Genomic DNA, 17985 nt, shown 5'->3' with positions numbered 1-17985 from the left:
ATCGATATTAAATCTTTCCCGTGGTTCGGAGGTAGTTCTCACGTGAACACGGCGAAGTAACTCGTAACTTATGAGCGAGCCACGCCCGCACCGGCGCGGGTCAAGGTCGCGCTGAGGAGGAGACGGGAGCGGTCCGCGTCGGAAACGGCGGCGGGAGAACGCTTAGCGGAGCCGGAAGTAGAGGGCCCGCCAGCCGCCGAGGGCGACGGAACCCAACACGAGCATGACGGCGGCGAAGGCGAGTTCGGCCCCGCCGCGGAAGACGAACGCGCGCAGCGCGAGGCCGACGGCCGCAGCCGGGAGCCACGACCGGACCACGAGCGGCACCGAGGACTTCGCGGTCTCGACCGCGCCGGCGGAGTAGGCGCCCACGAGGGGGGCGATCGCGACCCAACCGATCAGGAAGGGCGCGTACACGCCCGGGAGGTACAGCGGGTTCGCCGTGAGGAACTCGACGGTGGTGTGGTTGAGCGTCCCGACGGTCAGTAACAGGATCAACGCGATCAGGTCCCCGACGGCGAACGGTACGGCGCCGCGGTCGAGGCGGGCGGCGAGAAACGGCGGAGCGTCCATACCGACCCCTGCGAGCCGCCCCCACTTTTACGCACGGATTCGTCCGCGCCGGCGCGGTCCCGCGACGGAGCGGTCGGTTACTCGTACAGCGGGTGCGCCTCGCAGAGCTCAACGACGCGCTCGCCGACCTCGTAGATGACATCGTCGCTGTCGACGTTATCGACGACGCGGTAGATCAGCTCGCCGACCTCCTCGATCGCGTCGGCGTCGAAGCCGCGGGTGGTGAGCCCGGCGGTGCCGGCGCGGATCCCCGAGGGGTCGAACGGCGAGCGCGTCTCGCCGGGGACCGTGTTCCCGTTGAGGACGATGTTCGCGGCCGCGAGCGCGTCCTCGGCGTCCCCGCCCGAGAGGTCGGGGTGCGAGTCGCGCAGGTCGGCCAGCACGAGGTGGTTGTCGGTCCCGCCGGAGACTAAGGAGAGGCCGTGCTCTTGGAGCGTCTCGGCGAGCACCTCGGCGTTGTCGACAACCTGTTGGGCGTACTCCTCGAAGGAGGGGTCGAGCGCCTCTTTGAACCCGACCGCCTTGCCGGCGACGTTGTGCATCAGCGGGCCGCCCTGCCCGCCGGGGAAGACGGCCGCGTCGATGTCGTCCGCGAACTCCGCGTCACACATCACGATCCCGCCGCGGCCGGCGCGGATGGTCTTGTGGGTCGAGCCCGTGACGAAGTCGGCGACGCCGACCGGCGAGGGATGGACGCCCGCCGCGACGAGCCCGGTGATGTGGGCGATATCCGCGAGGTGGTAGGCGTCGACCGCGTCGGCCGCCGCCTGGATCCGCTCCCACTCGACGGCGCGCGGGTACGCAGAGTAGCCCGAGACGACGATGTCGGGGTCGAACTCCTCGGCGACCTCGCGGAGCCCCTCGTAGTCGATGTACCCCGTCTCGGGGTCGACCTCGTACTGCTCGACGTCGTACAGCTGCCCGGTGAAGTTCGCGGGGTGGCCGTGCGAGAGGTGGCCGCCGTCGTTGAGTTTCAGCGAGAGGATCTTGTCGCCCGGTTCGAGGACGGAGTAGTACACCGCCTGATTCGCCTGCGTGCCGGAGTGCGGCTGGACGTTGACGTGGTCGGCACCCCACAGCTCCTTCGCGCGCTCGATCGCCAGCTCCTCGACCTCGTCGGCGTACTCGCAGCCGGCGTAGTAGCGCGAGCCGGGGTAGCCCTCGGCGTACTTGTTGGTGAGGACGCTTCCCTGCGCCTCCAGTACCGCCTCGCTCACGTGGTTCTCGCTCGCGATCATCGCGAGCGTCTGCTCCTGTCTGTCGCGCTCGCCCGCCAGCGCGTCGGCGACCGCCGGGTCGACCTCCCGGACGTGCTCGTTGTCCATGTAGAAACGGGGGCACGACCGCGCATTAATCCTTCTGTCGCCGTCGGGAAGTGCCGCTGCCGCGCCCGCCGGCGCGCCTCCCGCCGACGGCCCCGCGCCGCGACCCGCGGGCGGAATCGCCGCGCTGCTGCCCGCGATCGCTGACGGAGCGCATCGCTCGTTTTCGACGGTTTGAGACCCTCTACGTGAGTTGTTCGGGCCGATAACCCCGTTAATATTAAATACGCAACCGGCTTTTATACCGAGAGACAAATGGTATCGAATTTACTCGCGGCCGACGTCGAGGCGGCGCTCGACGCGGCGTTCGCCGGGGATGACGACGAGCTGCTCGTCGTGGACCCCTCCGCGGAGACGATCGTATCGCTTATCGAGACGGCCGTCGGGCGGGACGACCTCCCGGAGCTGTCCGTGCTCGCGGACGAGCGCACACTCAAGGACGTACTGGACGATTTCGTCGTCGCGTCCCGGGCCGCGGACCTCGTCGCGGACGGGGCCCTGGACCTCCGGGTGCTGGACGGGGCCGTCGACAACGCGCTGTTCGTCTCGCCGTCCCGGGTGGTCGCGCTCGTCACGGCGGGCGACGGCGTGGCCGCGCTCTCGACGGACGACGGCGAGTTCGTCGGCGAGGTGTACGAGACGCACCGAAGCGCGTTCGAGGACGCGGAGCCGTACACGCTCCGCACGCCGGCGATCAGCCGGGTCCGCGAGACGCTCGAGTCCGAGATCGGCGCCGCGGCCCGCGACGACTTCGACGCCGTCCTCGACGCCACCGAGCGCGACGACGGGGCGGACCTCGACGAGGTGACCGTCTCGCTGCTCGTCGCCGCGAAGAACGACGTGCTCCTCTACGACATCTCGAAGTGGGGCGAGGACGTCGGCATCGCGTCGAAGGCGACGTTCTCCCGGACGAAGACGCGGCTCGAAGACCTCGGGATCATCGACACGGAGAAGGTCCCGATCGACGTCGGGCGACCGCGGCTCCGCCTGAAGCTCGGCGACGAGCGGCTCCGCGGCATCGACCCCGAGGCGCTCGCCGCCGAGGCGGCCGCGATGATGGCCGCGACGCCCGCCTGACCGCCCGCGCTCGGCGTCCCCGTCTCTCCCGCGCCCGCTCCGCTTCGCCGTCTCTTCTCTCTCCACGGCCCGCACTTCTCGCCGCACACGTCTCGCTTCGCCGCCCGTCGCGCCCCGCCCGCCGCGGACCCGCGGCTTTTTTTCGCCCCCTCGCGTCGACCGGGTATGGATATCGGAGTTGTCGGCGACGGTCCCGCGGCCGAGGCCGTCGAGGCCGCGCTCGCCGACGTCGACGTGAACGCGATGCCCGTCGAGGCGGACCTGCTCGACGGGTTCGACGCCGCGGTCGTCGTCGACACCGCCGGCTCGCCGACGTTCGCGGCCGTGACCGAACTGCTCGACCGGTGGGTCGCCATCGAGGTGGGCGGGCTCGGCGGGGTCCCGCTCGCCGACCTCGACGCCGCCGTGACCGTCTTCGACGACGCCTGCTACAACTGCCTCCGCGCCCGCGTTGAGAGCGGCGGGGCGGAACCGGCCGACGCGCCGACCGGCCGCCGGTCCGCCGTGCGTTACGCCGGTGCGGTGGCCGGGCGCCGGATCATCCGGCTGCTCGCCGGCGACCCGGTGGCTGACACCGTCGTCGAGGTGCCCGGCGGCGAGCGACACCTCCTGCCCGCGCCCGGCTGCGGCTGCGGCGTCGACCCCGGCGACGCGCTGCCGCGCGAGCACGTCGACCGCGGGCTCGACGAGACGCTCGACCGGGCGGAGCGCGCCGTCGATCCCCGGATCGGCGCGCTGAGCGAGGTTGGCGAGCAGGAGTCGTTCCCCGTGCCGTACTACGTCGCGCGGGTCGCCGACACGACGCCCTTCTCAGACGCCGACGCGGCCGACTTCGGCGGCGGCGCGGCGGCCGACTGGGACGCCGCGTTCATGAAGGCGCTTGGCGAGGGGTTAGAGCGGTACGCGGCGGGGGTCTACCGCGAGGCGTCGTTCACGCGCGCACCGGCCGCGAACGTCCCGAACCCGGTCACGCCGGACGCGTTCGTCCGGCCCGACAGCGCCGAGGCGTACGACCGCGACGACCGGCTCCCGTGGGTCCGTGGCGAGCGTCTCGGGACGGGCGAGCCGGCGAGCCTCCCGGCGGAGTTCGTCGGCTTCCCGCCGCCGGAGCGGCGATACCGCCCGCCGATCACCACCGGGCTCGGCCTCGGGAGTTCGGGGCCGGACGCCGCGCTCTCCGGGCTGTGCGAGACGGTCGAGCGCGACGCGACGATGACCAGCTGGTACTCCACGACGGAGCCGCTCGGGCTCGACATCGACGACCCCGCGTTCGCCGAACTGGAGAAGCGGGCGCGGGCGGAGTCGCTGTCGGTGACGCCGCTGCTCGTCACGACCGACGTGGACGTGCCCGTCGTCGCGGTCGGCGTCAGCCGCGAGGGCGACTGGCCGCGGTTCGCCGCGGGGTCAGGGGCCGACCTCGACCCGACCGCGGCGGCGCGGAGCGCGCTCGCGGAGGCGCTCCAGAACTGGACCGAGCTCAGCTCGATGGGCCGTGAGGCGGCCGACGAGCAGGGGGCCGCGATCGGCCACCACGCCGACCTGCCCGCGGAGACGGCGGCGTTCTTCGACCCGGACGCGACCGTCTCGGCCGAGGGGCTCGGGGAGCCGGATCTTTCGGGGGCCGAGGAGCTAGCGGCCGTCGTCGACCACGTCGAGGGCGTCGGCCTCGACCCGTACGCCGCCCGGGTGACGAGCCGCGACCTCGCGGCGCTGGGGTTCGAGGCCGTGCGAGTGCTCGTCCCGGGCGCGCAGCCGCTGTTCACCGGCGACCCGTTCTTCGGCGAGCGCGCGAGCGCGGTGCCGCGCTCGATGGGGTTCGAGCCCGCGCTCGACCGCCCGTACCACCCGTTCCCGTGACGGCGCGCGCCCGGTGACGCGGGCGGTGCGCGCCGGCCCCGGCGTCGGCTGCCCGTGCCCGCGGATTTAGGTGGCTCGGGGTCGCGGAGGTCCGTATGGACGTCGTACCCGACGCGGACGTGGAGGCGATCGAGGCGGTCGACGGCGTGTTCCTCACGCAGGGGGCCGTCGGCGAGGACGTGAGCATCCAGCGGTTCGAGATCGAATCCGACGAGACGGTGCCCGAACACGACCACCCGCACGAGCAGATCGGGCTGGTCACGGCCGGGAGCCTGACATTCGTGGTCGACGGCGAGGAGCGCGTCGTCGCGGCCGGCGACACGTACGTGATTCCCGGCGACGAACCGCACGCGCCCGAGAACCGCGGCGACGAGCGCGTCGTCGGCTACGACATCTTCTCGCCGCCGCGGGCGAACCCGGACTGGGAGGAGTAGGCGCCCGCGGGAGTCGTCGGCGGGGAGCGAATCCGGGGGGCACGGGGCGGCCCGGAGCCCGCGTCGCCGCGGGGCGGATCCGGGGCGTACCCCGCCGCGGATCGGTCGATTCCGCGCGTCCGCGATACCCGCAAGACGTACCGGACCGAAGGTGTGTTAGTGCTCGGGGCCTGATACCGGATAATGGGAGTTCACGAACAGTACCCGTTCGACGTGGAGGCGCTCCGCGCCGACTTCCCGATCCTCGATCGACGGGTCGGCGGCGACCCGGAGACGGCGGGAGAGGGCGAGGGCGACGACACCCCGCTCGTCTACCTCGATAACGCGGCCACCTCGCACACGCCCGACCCGGTCGTCGACGACATCTCCGACTACTACCGAAGCTACAACGCGAACGTCCACCGGGGGATCCATCAGCTGAGCCAGGAGGCCTCGGTCGCGTACGAGGAGGCCCACGACGCGGTCGCCGAGTTCATCGGCGCGGCGGGCCGCGAGGAGATCGTCTTCACGAAGAACACGACGGAGGCGATGAACCTCGTCGCGTACGCCTGGGGGCTCGAGGAGCTCGGGCCCGGCGACAACGTCGTCCTCTCGGAGATGGAGCACCACGCCTCGCTCGTCACCTGGCAGCAGATCGGCAAGCGGACGGGCGCCGACGTGCGCTTCATCGACGTCACCGACGGGGGGCGGCTAGACATGGACCACGCGGCGGAGCTGATCGACGACGACACCGAGATGGTGTCGGTCGTCCACGTGTCGAACACGCTCGGGACGATCAACCCGATCGGCGAGCTGTCGGACCTGGTCCACGAACACGACGGATACATGTTCGCCGACGCCGCGCAGTCGGTGCCGACGCGCCCGGTCGACGTCGAGGAGTTGGGCGTCGACTTCCTCGCCTTCTCCGGCCACAAGATGTGCGGCCCGACCGGGATCGGCGTCCTCTACGGCCGCGAGGAGATCCTCGAGGACATGCAGCCGTACCTCTACGGCGGCGACATGATCCGCCGGGTCTCCTTCGAGGACTCCACCTGGGAGGACCTGCCGTGGAAGTTCGAGGCCGGGACACCCTCCATCGCGCAGGGGGTCGGCCTCGCGGCCGCGATCGAGTATCTCGAGGATCTCGGGATGGATCGGGTCAAGGCCCACGAGGACCTGCTGGCCGAGTACGCCTACGACGAACTCGAGTCGCTCGGCGGCGTCGAGATCTACGGCCCGCCCGGCGACGACCGCGGGGGGCTCGTCGCGTTCAACGTCGAGGGCGTCCACGCCCACGACCTCTCCAGTATCCTCAACGACTACGGCGTCGCGATCCGCGCCGGCGACCACTGTACCCAGCCGCTCCACGACGAGATGGGTGTCGCCGCCTCCGCGCGCGCCTCCTTCTACTTCTACAACACCGTCGAGGAGGTCGACGCGCTCGTTGACGCGGTCCGCGAGGCGCGCGACCTGTTCGCCTGAGGGCCCTCGGGCGGCGGCGTTCGGCTCCGCTTTCGCGCTACGGTCGACTCCGCGTGCTGGCGTCCGCGTCGAGCCGCGCACCGTTCGTCGCGTTCCGCGTGCCGACCGGTGACGATCCGCGCACGTCCGTGTATTTTTCCCGAATACTACCGGATAATAGCGTTTGAGGGTGTGACAACGGTGATCGCGGAATTATTATGTCGTCGCCGTGGTAACTACTGTTCGAAGAAGAATTACAACCACCGTAGTAAGTTGTTCCCTGCCGAGTCGTCGCCCCCTCTACAACGCATGACCGACCACAGACCACCGCCAGCCGACACGCGCGCAGACACGACCGCAGCCGCCGATCGAACCGAAACGAGCCCGGACGGACCCGAGAAATCCAGTGAGGCCCCGATCGCCGTTCTCCAGGTCGAGCCGGACAAGCGCTCCGCCGAGCTCTTAGAGGCGTTCGCGTCGCGGCACACCGACCGCGTCCGCGTTCGCTCCGTCGAGAGCCTGGCGGCCGCGCTCGACGCGCTCGAAGCGGGTGTCGAGGTCGCCGGCGAGCGGGTCGCGGTCGACTGCGTCGTGACGGAACAGCTGCTCCCCGACGGCGACGGGCTCGACCTCACCGAACGATTACGGGGAGCGGGCAGCGGGCTACCGGTCGTCTTCCACACGACGTGTCCGGGAGACGAGCGCGAGGCGGCGGCGTTCGGAGCCGGCGCGGACGCGTACTTCGAGAAGGGGGCCGACCGCGGTCGGTACGACGCGATCCTCGACCGAATTCGTGCGCTCGTCGAAGAGCGCCGGGGGCGCGCGGGCGACGCGAGGGGAGCGACCGTAGCGACGCCGCGGACGCCGGATTCGACGCTGGCGTCGCTGCGTTCAGAAGAGTGACGGCGGCGGCAGAGGCGAGGGACGGCCCGACACCCTGAGCGTCGACGACAGTCAGTTACCGTTTCAGATCGACCGTGAGGTCGGTCGCGATCCACGCGTCGGTGTTACCCTGTTCGGCGAAGACAGTCCGCTCCTGCGAGCAGCGGGTCGCGGCGACGGTCGGTCGGTCGTCGGCCGCCGGCTCGGCGTCCCGCTCGATTCGGTCTCCCGTTGTCATTACACTTCGCTCAGAGGGCGGCGGTGTTATAGATTTCGGTCGGCCTAAACCATCGGCGGCGATCCGCGCGGGGAATCGGAGGGCCTTACGTCGCGGCGGTCGTTCGCCGACCCGTGACCGACACGCTGTTCACACCGCTCACGCTCCGCGACACCGAGATCCGAAACCGGGTGATGCTGTCGCCGATGTGCCAGTACTCCGCCGAGGACGGGCTGGCGACCGACTGGCACCGGGTCCACCTCGGCTCGCGCGCCGCCGGGGGAGCCGGGGTCGTGATGACGGAGGCGACCGCGGTCGAGCCCCGCGGGCGGATCACGCCGGACTGTCTCGGAATCTGGTCCGACGAGCACGCCGAGGCGATCGAGTCGATCGTCGAGTTCGTCCGGTCGCAGGGCGCGACGCCGGGGATCCAGCTGGCCCACGCCGGTCGGAAGGCGTCCCATCGACCGCCCGCCGAGGGGAGCGCCCCCATCCCCGCGGACGAGCCGGACGGGTGGGAGACCGTCGCCGCGACCGACGAGCCGTATCCGAGCGGCGACCGGGGCGACGGCGAGGGCGGCGACCCGGCGACCACTCGACGGCTCGACGCCGACGGGATCGCAGACGTGATCGACGCGTTCGCGGCCGCCGCGGAGCGCTCGCGCGACGTCGGGTTCGAGGTCGCGGAAGTCCACGCGGCCCACGGCTACCTCCTCCACCAGTTCTGCTCGCCTGTCACCAACGACCGCGACGACGAGTACGGCGGGAGCTTCGAGAATCGCACGCGGCTCCTGCGCGAGGTCGTCGCCGCCGTCCGCGACGTCTGGCCAGACGGGAAACCCGTGTTCGTCCGCATCTCGGCGACCGACTGGCTCCCGGACCGCGACTCGTGGGACGTGGACGACTCGGTGCGGCTGGCCCCGCTCCTCGCCGACGCCGGGGCGGACCTGATCGACGTCTCCGGCGGCGGCATCCACCCGGCCCAGGAGCTCCCGGGCGCGGGCCCCGGATACCAGGTGCCGTACGCCGAGGCGATCCGGGAGGGGACCGACGTGCCCGTCGCCGCGGTCGGCGGGATCACGGAGCCGACCCACGCCGACGCGCTCGTGGAGAACGGGCGGGCCGACCTCGTTGCGCTGGGCCGCGAACTGCTCCGGCACCCCCACTGGCCGCTGGAGGCCGCCCACGAACTCGGCGCGGACGTCGAGTGGCCGGTCCAGTACCGCCGCGGCCGCTTCGACTGAGCGGGCCGCGCGGTCCATCGCGGCCGGCGATGGCGTGGGAACCACACGCAGGGGCCGGGAACACTTATGCGGCTCCCGGCTGCCGTCGGCGTATGGGCGACCTCGACTACCGACCCTTCCCGGAAGAGCGCGAGGACGAGTTCAGCGCTTTCATGCGGTACGCCTTCTCTCCCGAACAGGGGCCGTACGACCCCGAGGCCGACGACGACGACCGCGAACACCTCGCCGAGTACCGCGGGCTGTTCGACGGCGAGGAGGCGGTCGCGGTGTGCGGCCACCACGACTTCACGCTCCGGATCCGCGGACGCGACCGCGGCGCGGCCGGCCTCTCCGCCGTCGCGTCCCCGCCGGAACACCGACGCCAGGGACACATCGAGCGGCTCCTCCGCGAGTCGCTGACCGAGTACCGGGGCGACGACGTCCGGTACTCCGTGCTGTGGCCCTTCGAGCACGCGTTTTACCGTCGGTACGGCTGGGCGACGGTGAACCGGTATCGGTGGGTGAAGACGCCGCCCGAACAGCTGGCGTTCGCGGCCGACGCGACCGGCGGCGACGAGGTGGGCGAGTTCCGGCGGCTCGACGCAGACGACCACGGCCAGGCCGCCGACCTCCTCGCCGCGACCGCGGACCGGTACGACTTCACGATGGCGCGGACGGCGGCGTGGTGGCGCGAGCGCACCCTCCGCGGGTGGCAGACCGACCCCTTCGTCTACGGCCTCGAACGCGACGGCGACCTCCGCGCGCTGCTGTCGTACACATTCACCGAGCGCGACGACGGGGACGGGAAGGCGATGGTCGTCTCTGACGCGCTCGTCGCCGACCCGGCCGCGTGGGACGACGTGTTCCGCTTCTGTCGGGACCACGACTCGCAGGTCGAGCGCGTCCGGCTCCGCCTTCCCGCGGACGTGAGCCTCCTCGACCGCGTCGACGACCCGCGGGCGGTGACGGAGGAGGTCCGCCCCGGGCCGATGTTCCGGCTCGTCGACGTCCCCGCGGCGCTACGAGGCCTCGCTCCCGATCCGGCCCTCGACGCCGCGTTCACGCTCGCGGTCGACGACCCGCTCGTCGACTGGCACGACCGCCCGGTCCAAGTGACCGTCGCGGACGGCGAGGTCGACGCCGAGCGGGTCGGCGGCGGCGACGAGGCCGGAGAGCCCGCGGGCGAGGCGGACGTGACCGCGGGGATCGGCGCGCTCTCGCAGTTGTACGCCGGGTACCGCGACGTCGACGACCTCCGGACGAACGCCGCGCTGGACGTCGGGAACGGGGAGGGCCTCGCCGCCGACCTCGCCCCGCTCTTCCCGCCGCGGCGGACGTTCCTGCGCGAGGCCTTCTGACCGGCGGCGGTGCGGCCGGACGGGGGCGGGCGCGACCGCTGCCGGGCTTTTTATCTTCGCGCGCCGTAGCGTGCGTCATGAGTTCCCGCGACCGACGCGACGACGACCTCGAGGAGCGGCTCGACGAGCTCGAGGACGTGCTGGGCGAGCTCCGGGCCGACCTCCGGAAGAACGAGCGCGACCGCCGGGGGCCACCGCGGCCGCCGCGGCTCTCGGAGCTCGTGCGGTTCACCGAGCAGTACACCATCCCGACGGTCATCGCACTACTGGAGACGACGATCAAGTCGCTCGAACTACTACAGGGGACGCTCCGGCTCGCGGACCCCGGCCGGAGCGTCGCCGAGAGCGGGGAGGGGGCGGGCGACCGCCTCGCGGACGTGCGCGACGGCGCGGCCACCGGGCTCTCGCGGTCGCTCTCGGAGCTCCGCACCGCGCTCTCGGAGGCCGACCTGCCCGAGGACGCCGCCTCTCGATCGATCATCGCCGACGCGCGCGACCTCACCGCGGAGATCGAGTCCCGGATCGACGAGGGGCGCCGTGAGGCGGACGCGGCGCGCGACCGGCGCGTGGGCGGCGACCGCGACGGCGACCGAGACGCGCAGAGTCCGGACGACGCCGAGAGCCGGTCCGACCGCGACGGCGGCGCGAGTCCCGTCCAGATCGACGTGACGGAGCCGGGCGAGGGCGACGCGGACGGGGAAGACGATACGAGCGACGACGCGGCCGACGAGCCCCCGGAGGTCGACGTCGAGTCCGAGCTGGAGTCAATAAAGCGACAGATCGACGGCGACGAGGTCGACGCGGGCGACAACGCGCACGAAGCGGACGGCGCGGACGGCGGCGACGCGGATGGAGCGGACGACAGCGACGCGGGCGACGAGGACGCGGACGACCGGTCGGCCTGAACGCGGACCGTCGGCCGGCCCGAACGCGAGTTTAAAATTCGACGCCGAGCCGGTCGGCGACGCGCTCGGCCGAGTCGAGGAGCAGCGCCCCGTCGTCGGTGAACACCTCCAAGGCGGCCGTCCCGTCGAAGCCGTCGAGTTCGGACGCCACGGCCTCGTAGTCGACCTCTCCGGCCCCGACCGGGAGGTGCGTGTCGCCGCGGCGGCGCACGTCGTGGCAGTGAAGGTGCGAGACCCGGTCGCTGTGGCTCCGGAGGAACCGCCGTATCGCCTTGTTGCCGCCCTCCATGTACGCGTGGCCCACGTCGAAACAGACCGGCGTGTCGGTCTCGCGCGCGAGGTCGCCGAGGACCGAGAGCTGGAGCCCCGCGTGCTGGTGGCCGACGTTCTCGACGACGACCTCGACGCCCGCCTCGCGGCCGGCGTCCGCGACCCGGCGGAGCTGGGCGGCGGCCGTCTCCCGGAAGTCCACGTCGTCGCGGTCGGCGGAGGTGGCGTGAAGGACTGCCTTTTCAGCGCCCAGATCGCCCGCTGCCTCGAGCAGCCGTCGCTGGTAGTCGACGATGGCGTCGTTCACCTCGGGGACGTAGCTGGCCAGCCGTTGGCTGTACGGCAGGTGGACGATGAGGTCGCGGCCGGCGAGCGCGTCGGTCAGGCGGCCGGGGTCGATCTCGCCGGGGACGAGCGTCGGCTCGCCGACGCCGAGCTCGCAGAAGTCGAACCGCGCGGGCGACGCCGCGAGGCGGTCGAGGTCGTCGCCGACGGTCACGCCGAGGTCCATGTCGGCGGTGAGGGCGGCGGGCTTGTATAAATGGTGCCGTCGACTCCCGTCGGTTCGATCGGGACCGATCGCGACGCCCGCGCGGGCGCGGACCGTTCGAGCGGCTGAATCTCGCGCTTCGCTGCGCGTCCGACGAGCGAAAAGATGCTAGATCTGGTATTACAACTATCTTTATTCTTACGCGGCGCGTTACTGGCCTGTGAATACCGATACCTCGGCCGAAAACGGGCTCTCGCGGCGAAACGTGCTGGTGCGAGGCGCCGTCCTCTCGACGTGCCTCGGGCTGGGGCTGGCGACGTCGACCGGCGGAGCGGCGGCGATGAACAAGGCGGAGCTGATCGAGGCGATGGCGAGCGAGGCCAGACTGTCGGGCGACGACGCGCAGGCGGCCGTCGACGGAATCGTCCGCGCGGCGACGGCGGCGCTCGCGGGCGGTGAGAGCGTCGCCGTGGCCGGCTTCGGCAGCTTCAGCGTTCCGAAGCGCGTGAGCCAGGGCCGAGTGAACGTCTTCGACGGGAAGGGCAACGACGTCGTCGAACGGTCGCCGGTCGACTTCGACGCGTGCCCGGAGTTCGCCGCGGCGCTCGGGCTCGTCCGCGGTGAGGGGCGTCGCGCCGAGGCCGGCTCCCGGTGCCGCAAGGCGGACGTCGTGATCGACGCGGAGCGGCTCGCGCGGGAGACACGGAGCGAGCGACGCGAGGGGCTGTCGAAGGCCGACGCGAAGAAGGCGCTTGAGGGATTCAGCGTCGCGGCGACGAAGGCGCTGAAGAAGGGCGACCGGCTCTCGCTCATCGGCTTCGGCTCGGTCAGCATCTCGAAGCGCTCCGCGCGGACGGGACGCAATCCGCAGACCGGCAAGGAGAGCGCGAGGGGCGCCAAGCGCGTCGTGAAGTTCAAGGCTGGCGCCGAGTTGTCCAAAGCGGTCAACTGACCGCGATCGGTCCCGTCGGCGCGGCGGACTCGCGGATCGGCCCCCCGCGTGTCGACGGCTCGGCGTGCCGACGATTCGGACTCAGTCGTCGGCGAGCGGGTTATCGAGGTCGATCTCGCCGGCGTCGATCTCGGCTTCGATCTCGCGGACCGCCGTCACCATGTTCTCCGTCTTGCCGTACGCGATGTCGCGGGGGAGGAGCTTCAGGCCGCAGTCGGGCGAGATCGTGAGCTTCTCCGGCGGGGCGACGCGAAGCCCCTGCCGGATGTTCCGCTTGATCTCCTTAACGGACTCCACCTCAGCCGTGTGGGCGTCGACGACGCCGAGCGCGAGGTCGGGTTCGAGCGCCGGCTCCTCGAAGACGGGGATCTGCTCGTAGTTCCCGTTCGAGAGCTCGATGTCGAACTCGTCGATCGGGTAGTCGTTGACCTCCGGGTACACCCGCGAGTAGTCGCCGTAGCAGACGTGGAGACCGATCCGGACCTCCTCGGGGATGCCCGCGGCGATCCGTTCGAGCGCCTCACCGACGATGGCGTGGTCCTCCGGCGTCGTCGCCAGCGCGGGCTCGTCGATCTGGATGTAGCGCGCGCCCGCCTCGACCAGCTTCTCGATCTCCTCGTTGACGAGGTCGGCGAGGTCGTACACGAGCTCCTCGGTGGAGGGGTACGCCTCGTTGAACGCCCAGAAGCCGAGGGTGTACGGCCCCGTGATCGGGACCTTCACCGGGCGCTCGGCGACGTCCGAGGTGAACTCGAACTCGTCGACGAGCCACGGCTCGTCGTACTCGACCTCCTCGACCACGCTCGGCTTGTCGAAGTAGTTGTGGCCCCACACCTTCACCGGGCCGTTGAACTCGTAGCCGTCGATGCGGTCGGCGAAGAACTCCACCATCTCGTTGCGGCGCATCTCACCGTCGACGACCGTGTCGAGGCCGGCGCGCTCGTGCTCGTGCGTGATGAGCCGGCAGGCGTCGTCGTGCGCCTCCTCGAGGTCGGACTCGTCGAACTTCGAGTCGGGGTCGTCAACGAGCTCGTCGGCGCGGTTGAGCCACTTGGGCTTCGGGTACGAGCCGACGACGGTCGACAGGAGGAACGTGTCGTTCGGGTGGTCGTCCGGGCGGAACTGGTCGCGGTTGGCGGCTGGATTGCGGGCCATCAGTCAAGCACCTCCGCGGCGGCGGCGAGCGCGTTCAGCTTCTCGCGGTACTTGTTGGTCGGCAGGTAGAACAGCTCGGTGTTCGGCGTGAGGTAGGTCCGGTCGAACCCCTCCAGCGGGATCTGCGACTCGAACCACTCGACGCGCTCCGCGATCGTCTCCGGCTCCTCGACGAGCGTGTTCTGCCCGTCGACGAGGCCGAGCGACAGCGAGTCCGTGGAGCCGAACTCCTGGACGTTGTAGACGGTGTCGTCGCGGTCGCCGGCAACTAAGTCGAGGCCGAGCGCGTCCGCGCCCGCCTCGTCGACGAGGTGGGCGTACAGCTTCTCGCCGAGCGCGCCGTAGAACGTCTGGACGATCACGTCGGCGTCGGTGGCGTCGGCCACGGTCGCGATCGCGTCGGTCGCGCTCGACTCGTCGCCCTCGGCGGGCGGGTTCGTGACGAGCGACGGTTCGAGCAGGAACAGCGTCTCGTGGTCGGGGAACGCCTCGACCTCGCCCGCGAGGAACTCGGCGATGGCGGCCTGGAAATCGGCCGCGTCGCCGTAGTGTTCGTCGGTCGCGAGGTCGGCGAGCGAGTAGGGCCCGGGGAGCGTCGCCGCGAGCGAGGCGTCGTCGCCCCCGGCGGCGTCGGCGAGCAGGTCGGTCGCGTCCGCCAGCTCGTCCGTCACGTCGCCGGAGAAGCCGAGGTCGTCGACGACTCGCGGGTCGCGGTAGAAGTTGTTGTTGTCGTAGTACCGGACGATGCCGCCGGTCTCGACGGCGTCGCTGACGGTCAGCGGGTGCGCGATCATGTCGTCCCAGCGGCCCTGTCCCTCGGTGATCAGGTCGAGGCCGGCGTCCAGCTGGTCGTCGACGTACTCGGCGCGCACCTCGTCGTACTCCGCCACGATCGCCTCGCTCTCGTCGCCGCTCAGGAGGTCCCCCTTCTGGTGGCCCTTCAGGTCCGAGAGCGTCTCTTTCGCCCGGTCCGGGAGCGGATACAGCCCCGGCGTCGCCGCGACACGTTCGGTCATCACCGTCCGTTAGATATGCCGTCGTATAATATTTGCTAATGCGTTCTATGCTCTGTGGTAATCCGGCGCCGAGCGGCCTCGCTACGCCCGGCGCAGCGCCAGCACCGTGAGCGTCTCGAAGGGGAACGACTCCTCGACGACGGGGTCGGCTGCGAAGCCGGCCTCGTCGATCAGGTCCAACACCTCGTCGTACCCGGTGAGCGAGGAGACGAGCAGGAGGACGACCCCGTCGGGCGCGAGGACGCGACCGACGTCGGCGAGGAACGGCTCGATGAGCGCCCGGCCGGACTCGCCGCCCGAGAGCGCGTGCTCCATCCAGTCGCCCCACTCGTTGTCGGGGTCGGTCGGCAGGTACGGCGGGTTGAAACACACCGTGTCGAACGCGTCCACGCGGAACGGGGAGAGGAGGTCGGCGACCGCGGCCTCGACGCCGCGGTCGCGCGCCTGCCGCGCGGCGTGGGGGTTGAGGTCGCTGCCGACCACGTCGAGGTCGCGCTCGCTGCCCACCCGCGCGGCGACCCACCCCGACCCCGTGCCGACCTCCAGCACGCGCCCGTGTGCCTCCGCGACCGCCGCCTCCGCGAGCAGCCCGGAGTCCTCGGCCGGCTGGTAGACGACGGCGTCGTCGAGGCCGCGGCGCGCCGCGAGGTCGCTCTCGCTCGCGTCGCCGGTCATCGGTCGGCCTCCTCCGCGTCGCCCGCGTCGCCGTCGCCGGACCCGTCGGTCGACGGCTTACCGTCGCCGTCCGCGCCGACGGAACCGGACCGCGTCGCCGCACGGCCCTCGACCGACGCGTCCAACTGCGGCCCGGATGCCCCCTCGGCGCGGGCGGAGAGCGTCTGCTGCGGGAACGGGATGACGATCCCCTCGTCCTCGAGCGCCCCCTTCATCGCGTTCATCGCGGCGGTCCGGGTCCGCCAGCGCTTCCGCATGCTCGGGTTGCGGATCCAGTACCGCAGCCCCAACACGATCGCGGAGTCGTCGAAGCGCTTCGTCACGGCGTTCGGCTCGGGCATCTCGGCGACGTCCTCGACGCCCGCGGCGGCCGCCTCAACGGCCGCGGCCGCGCGCTCAACGTCGGTGTCGTAGTCGACGCCGACCTCCACCTCGACCCGTAGCCGGTTCCGCCGCGAGCGGTCGACGATCGACCCCGAGCGGACCTCGTCGTTCGGCATCGTGATCACCTCGCCGTCGAACGACCGCAGCCGCGTGCTCATGATCGATATCTCGGTCACCGTCCCCTCGTGGTCGCCGACCTCAACCCAGTCGCCGACCTCGAACGGCCGGGAGAACATCAGCACGAACCCGGCCAGTATCGCGCCGAGCGTCTGGCGGGCCGCCATGCCGACCACGATGCCGAGGAACCCCGCGCCGACGAGGAGGCTGCCGATGTTGTCGGTGAACAGCCCGACGACAGCGAGGATCGCCGACGTGTAGACTGTCAGCTGCGTGATCCGCAGTATCACTTCCTGCTGGTGTTGCGAGATCGACGCGCTTTCCGCGCCGATCTCGCGGATGACGCCCCCGAGAAAGTCGGTGAGCGCGTACGCGATCGCCAGGAGGATCACGGTGAGGACGATGTTCGACACCTGGTCGGCGCTGAGCGCCGACTGCGCCGTCTCGAAGAGGGTACCGCTCCGGTCCCACACCGCGATCAGCGTGATCGCCCCTGCGGCGGTGGCGACGCCGACCCCCGCGGACAGCAGGAGCCGCTGAGTGGAGGACAGGTCCCGGTCGCCGTGGCGCAGCCGCCGCGTGAGGTACCGGACGAGCAGCACGGCCGCAAGGACGCCCGCGGAGGCGGCGAACCGCTCCGTGTTGCCCGTGAGCGCGCGCTGAATCGCCGTCACGAGGCCGATCCACCCCGTCATCGTCACGCCTCCGTGGGGGAGCCGCGCTCGCGGGCCAGCTCCGCCAGCGCGGCGAACACCGCCGGGTCCAGTTTCCCCGGGCGACTGCTCAGCAGCTCCTCGTCGGCCGCGTCGACGACGGCCTCCGGCTCGTCGAGCCCGGAGATGTGCGCCGTGTTCCGCACCGCGTTCCGCACCGTCTTGCGCCGCTGGGTGAACAGCGCCTTCACGAATCGGAGGAAGAACGCCTCGTCGCCGACGACGTAGTCGGGGTCGCGCGGCGTACAGCGCACGACGGCGCTCTCGACGGCCGGCTGCGGGTCGAACGCCTCCTTCGGGACGCGCTCGACGACCTCCACGTCGGCGTAGTGCTGCGCCGACACCGAGAGGCGGCCGTACTCGGACTCGCCCGCAGACGCCACCATCCGGTCGGCGAACTCCGCCTGGAACATCAACACGAGCGGCTTCTTCTCGGGGAGCAGGCGGAAGGCGATCTCCGAGGAGACGCCGTAGGGGAGGTTGGCGACGCAGGCCGAGAACGGGGGAAGGTCGACGTCGAGCGCGTCGCCCTCGACCACGTCGAGGAGGCCGCCGTCGACCGCGGCGGCGAACTCCTCGCGGAGGAAGTCGGCGAACGTTCCGTCGCGCTCGATCACGGTGACGCGGCCGGAGTCCGCGGTCGCGTCGGCCGTCGCCGCCGCCAGCAGGCGGTCCGTGAGCGCGCCCGCGCCGCCGCCGATCTCGAGGAGGTGGCTCCCGTCGGCGTCGGCCGGGAGGTAGCCGGGGATGCGGTCGAGGACCCGGTCGTCGACGAGGAAGTGCTGGTCGCGGTCGGGGTCCGCCCGCGCGCCGGCCCGCCGCGCGAGCGCGTCGGGATCGCGGCTCCCGTAGCCGGCGGCTTCACCCGTCGGTGAGTCGGTCATGGCCGGGATACACGCGGTGTTCGGGTAAAAGTCTCGTTTCG

18 protein-coding genes are annotated in these 17985 nt (G+C 71.4%); 9 read left to right on the top strand and 9 right to left on the bottom strand.

The features are described 5' to 3' along the window. Window positions 1–162: 162 nt before the first annotated feature. Entirely contained in the window at window positions 163–573 is a 411-nt protein-coding gene (locus tag ABNG04_RS01905; RefSeq protein ID WP_371159558.1) for a DUF3054 domain-containing protein, read from the bottom strand. A 77-nt stretch (window positions 574–650) separates the two neighbouring features. Next, window positions 651–1898 (bottom strand): serine hydroxymethyltransferase, encoded by a 1248-nt coding sequence (glyA, locus tag ABNG04_RS01900; protein ID WP_371159556.1) that lies wholly within the window; start codon window positions 1896–1898, stop codon window positions 651–653. Between the two features lie 252 nt (window positions 1899–2150). Between glyA and tbsP the strand changes: the two genes are divergently transcribed. The 5 genes from tbsP to ABNG04_RS01875 all read left to right on the top strand — a co-directional run bounded on the left by tbsP (window position 2151) and on the right by ABNG04_RS01875 (window position 7606). After that, complete coding sequence (gene tbsP / locus ABNG04_RS01895) at window positions 2151–2972, top strand: transcriptional regulator TbsP (protein WP_371159555.1); 822 nt, start codon at window positions 2151–2153, stop codon at window positions 2970–2972. A 165-nt stretch (window positions 2973–3137) separates the two neighbouring features. Then, the gene (locus tag ABNG04_RS01890; protein ID WP_371159553.1) at window positions 3138–4829 is read left to right on the top strand and encodes a SagD/YcaO family ATP-dependent cyclodehydratase; all 1692 of its coding nucleotides are present in this window, start codon (window positions 3138–3140) and stop codon (window positions 4827–4829) included. A gap of 95 nt (window positions 4830–4924) precedes the next feature. Next, on the top strand, window positions 4925–5263 hold the full coding sequence (locus ABNG04_RS01885) for a cupin domain-containing protein (protein ID WP_371159551.1): 339 nt from the start codon (window positions 4925–4927) through the stop codon (window positions 5261–5263). A 183-nt stretch (window positions 5264–5446) separates the two neighbouring features. Then, window positions 5447–6724 (top strand): aminotransferase class V-fold PLP-dependent enzyme, encoded by a 1278-nt coding sequence (locus tag ABNG04_RS01880; protein WP_371159549.1) that lies wholly within the window; start codon window positions 5447–5449, stop codon window positions 6722–6724. 288 nt (window positions 6725–7012) lie between these two features. After that, window positions 7013–7606, top strand: coding sequence for a response regulator (locus ABNG04_RS01875; RefSeq protein WP_371159547.1), 594 nt, complete (start codon window positions 7013–7015; stop codon window positions 7604–7606). Between the two features lie 55 nt (window positions 7607–7661). On the opposite strand, the gene ABNG04_RS01870 is transcribed toward ABNG04_RS01875, so the two are convergent. Next, on the bottom strand, window positions 7662–7823 hold the full coding sequence (locus ABNG04_RS01870; protein ID WP_006112886.1) for a DUF7331 family protein: 162 nt from the start codon (window positions 7821–7823) through the stop codon (window positions 7662–7664). 113 nt (window positions 7824–7936) lie between these two features. On the opposite strand from ABNG04_RS01870, the gene ABNG04_RS01865 reads away from it, so the two are divergent. The 3 genes from ABNG04_RS01865 to ABNG04_RS01855 all read left to right on the top strand — a co-directional run bounded on the left by ABNG04_RS01865 (window position 7937) and on the right by ABNG04_RS01855 (window position 11288). After that, entirely contained in the window at window positions 7937–9046 is a 1110-nt protein-coding gene (locus ABNG04_RS01865; RefSeq protein ID WP_371159544.1) for an NADH:flavin oxidoreductase/NADH oxidase, read from the top strand. A gap of 92 nt (window positions 9047–9138) precedes the next feature. Beyond that, entirely contained in the window at window positions 9139–10383 is a 1245-nt protein-coding gene (locus tag ABNG04_RS01860; protein ID WP_371159542.1) for a GNAT family N-acetyltransferase, read from the top strand. Between the two features lie 77 nt (window positions 10384–10460). Beyond that, a complete protein-coding gene (locus ABNG04_RS01855; RefSeq protein ID WP_371159540.1) occupies window positions 10461–11288 on the top strand; it encodes a DUF7547 family protein in 828 nt (275 codons plus the stop codon). A 31-nt stretch (window positions 11289–11319) separates the two neighbouring features. Here the strand turns inward: ABNG04_RS01855 and ABNG04_RS01850 are convergent, their stop codons facing one another. Further along, window positions 11320–12069 carry a sugar phosphate isomerase/epimerase family protein gene (locus ABNG04_RS01850; protein ID WP_371159539.1) on the bottom strand — a complete coding sequence of 250 codons (750 nt, stop codon included), beginning with the start codon at window positions 12067–12069 and terminating at the stop codon, window positions 11320–11322. A 199-nt stretch (window positions 12070–12268) separates the two neighbouring features. On the opposite strand from ABNG04_RS01850, the gene ABNG04_RS01845 reads away from it, so the two are divergent. Next, the gene (locus ABNG04_RS01845) at window positions 12269–13000 is read left to right on the top strand and encodes an HU family DNA-binding protein (RefSeq protein ID WP_371159537.1); all 732 of its coding nucleotides are present in this window, start codon (window positions 12269–12271) and stop codon (window positions 12998–13000) included. A gap of 81 nt (window positions 13001–13081) precedes the next feature. On the opposite strand, the gene ABNG04_RS01840 is transcribed toward ABNG04_RS01845, so the two are convergent. The 5 genes from ABNG04_RS01840 to ABNG04_RS01820 all read right to left on the bottom strand — a co-directional run bounded on the left by ABNG04_RS01840 (window position 13082) and on the right by ABNG04_RS01820 (window position 17944). Next, window positions 13082–14155 (bottom strand): methionine synthase, encoded by a 1074-nt coding sequence (locus ABNG04_RS01840; RefSeq protein WP_371159535.1) that lies wholly within the window; start codon window positions 14153–14155, stop codon window positions 13082–13084. Next, entirely contained in the window at window positions 14155–15171 is a 1017-nt protein-coding gene (locus tag ABNG04_RS01835; protein WP_371159533.1) for a 5-methyltetrahydropteroyltriglutamate--homocysteine methyltransferase, read from the bottom strand. Before ABNG04_RS01835 ends, ABNG04_RS01840 begins: the two co-directional genes overlap by 1 nt. An 81-nt stretch (window positions 15172–15252) precedes the next feature. Continuing rightward, window positions 15253–15846, bottom strand: a complete 594-nt coding sequence (locus ABNG04_RS01830; RefSeq protein WP_371159531.1) for a HemK2/MTQ2 family protein methyltransferase — start codon at window positions 15844–15846, stop codon at window positions 15253–15255. Beyond that, on the bottom strand, window positions 15843–17048 hold the full coding sequence (locus tag ABNG04_RS01825; protein ID WP_371159529.1) for a mechanosensitive ion channel family protein: 1206 nt from the start codon (window positions 17046–17048) through the stop codon (window positions 15843–15845). Before ABNG04_RS01825 ends, ABNG04_RS01830 begins: the two co-directional genes overlap by 4 nt. Then, window positions 17045–17944, bottom strand: coding sequence for a 16S ribosomal RNA methyltransferase A (locus ABNG04_RS01820; RefSeq protein ID WP_371159527.1), 900 nt, complete (start codon window positions 17942–17944; stop codon window positions 17045–17047). The genes ABNG04_RS01825 and ABNG04_RS01820 overlap by 4 nt, the downstream gene beginning before the upstream one ends. Window positions 17945–17985: the final 41 nt, after the last annotated feature.

This window comes from Halorubrum miltondacostae (assembly GCF_041379815.1).
Taxonomy (GTDB): Archaea; Halobacteriota; Halobacteria; order Halobacteriales; family Haloferacaceae; genus Halorubrum; species Halorubrum miltondacostae.
This window is presented reverse-complemented; position numbering and strand designations above follow the sequence as displayed.

What these genes read in the sequence shown, in the direction of transcription:
- ABNG04_RS01905 (WP_371159558.1), bottom strand. Translation starts at nt 573, where the DNA reads ATGGACGCTCCGCCGTTTCTCGCCGCCCGCCTCGACCGCGGCGCCGTA.
- glyA (WP_371159556.1), bottom strand. Translation starts at nt 1,898, where the DNA reads ATGGACAACGAGCACGTCCGGGAGGTCGACCCGGCGGTCGCCGACGCG.
- tbsP (WP_371159555.1), top strand. Translation starts at nt 2,151, where the DNA reads ATGGTATCGAATTTACTCGCGGCCGACGTCGAGGCGGCGCTCGACGCG.
- ABNG04_RS01890 (WP_371159553.1), top strand. Translation starts at nt 3,138, where the DNA reads ATGGATATCGGAGTTGTCGGCGACGGTCCCGCGGCCGAGGCCGTCGAG.
- ABNG04_RS01885 (WP_371159551.1), top strand. Translation starts at nt 4,925, where the DNA reads ATGGACGTCGTACCCGACGCGGACGTGGAGGCGATCGAGGCGGTCGAC.
- ABNG04_RS01880 (WP_371159549.1), top strand. Translation starts at nt 5,447, where the DNA reads ATGGGAGTTCACGAACAGTACCCGTTCGACGTGGAGGCGCTCCGCGCC.
- ABNG04_RS01875 (WP_371159547.1), top strand. Translation starts at nt 7,013, where the DNA reads ATGACCGACCACAGACCACCGCCAGCCGACACGCGCGCAGACACGACC.
- ABNG04_RS01870 (WP_006112886.1), bottom strand. Translation starts at nt 7,823, where the DNA reads ATGACAACGGGAGACCGAATCGAGCGGGACGCCGAGCCGGCGGCCGAC.
- ABNG04_RS01860 (WP_371159542.1), top strand. Translation starts at nt 9,139, where the DNA reads ATGGGCGACCTCGACTACCGACCCTTCCCGGAAGAGCGCGAGGACGAG.
- ABNG04_RS01855 (WP_371159540.1), top strand. Translation starts at nt 10,461, where the DNA reads ATGAGTTCCCGCGACCGACGCGACGACGACCTCGAGGAGCGGCTCGAC.
- ABNG04_RS01850 (WP_371159539.1), bottom strand. Translation starts at nt 12,069, where the DNA reads ATGGACCTCGGCGTGACCGTCGGCGACGACCTCGACCGCCTCGCGGCG.
- ABNG04_RS01840 (WP_371159535.1), bottom strand. Translation starts at nt 14,155, where the DNA reads ATGGCCCGCAATCCAGCCGCCAACCGCGACCAGTTCCGCCCGGACGAC.
- ABNG04_RS01835 (WP_371159533.1), bottom strand. Translation starts at nt 15,171, where the DNA reads ATGACCGAACGTGTCGCGGCGACGCCGGGGCTGTATCCGCTCCCGGAC.
- ABNG04_RS01830 (WP_371159531.1), bottom strand. Translation starts at nt 15,846, where the DNA reads ATGACCGGCGACGCGAGCGAGAGCGACCTCGCGGCGCGCCGCGGCCTC.
- ABNG04_RS01820 (WP_371159527.1), bottom strand. Translation starts at nt 17,944, where the DNA reads ATGACCGACTCACCGACGGGTGAAGCCGCCGGCTACGGGAGCCGCGAT.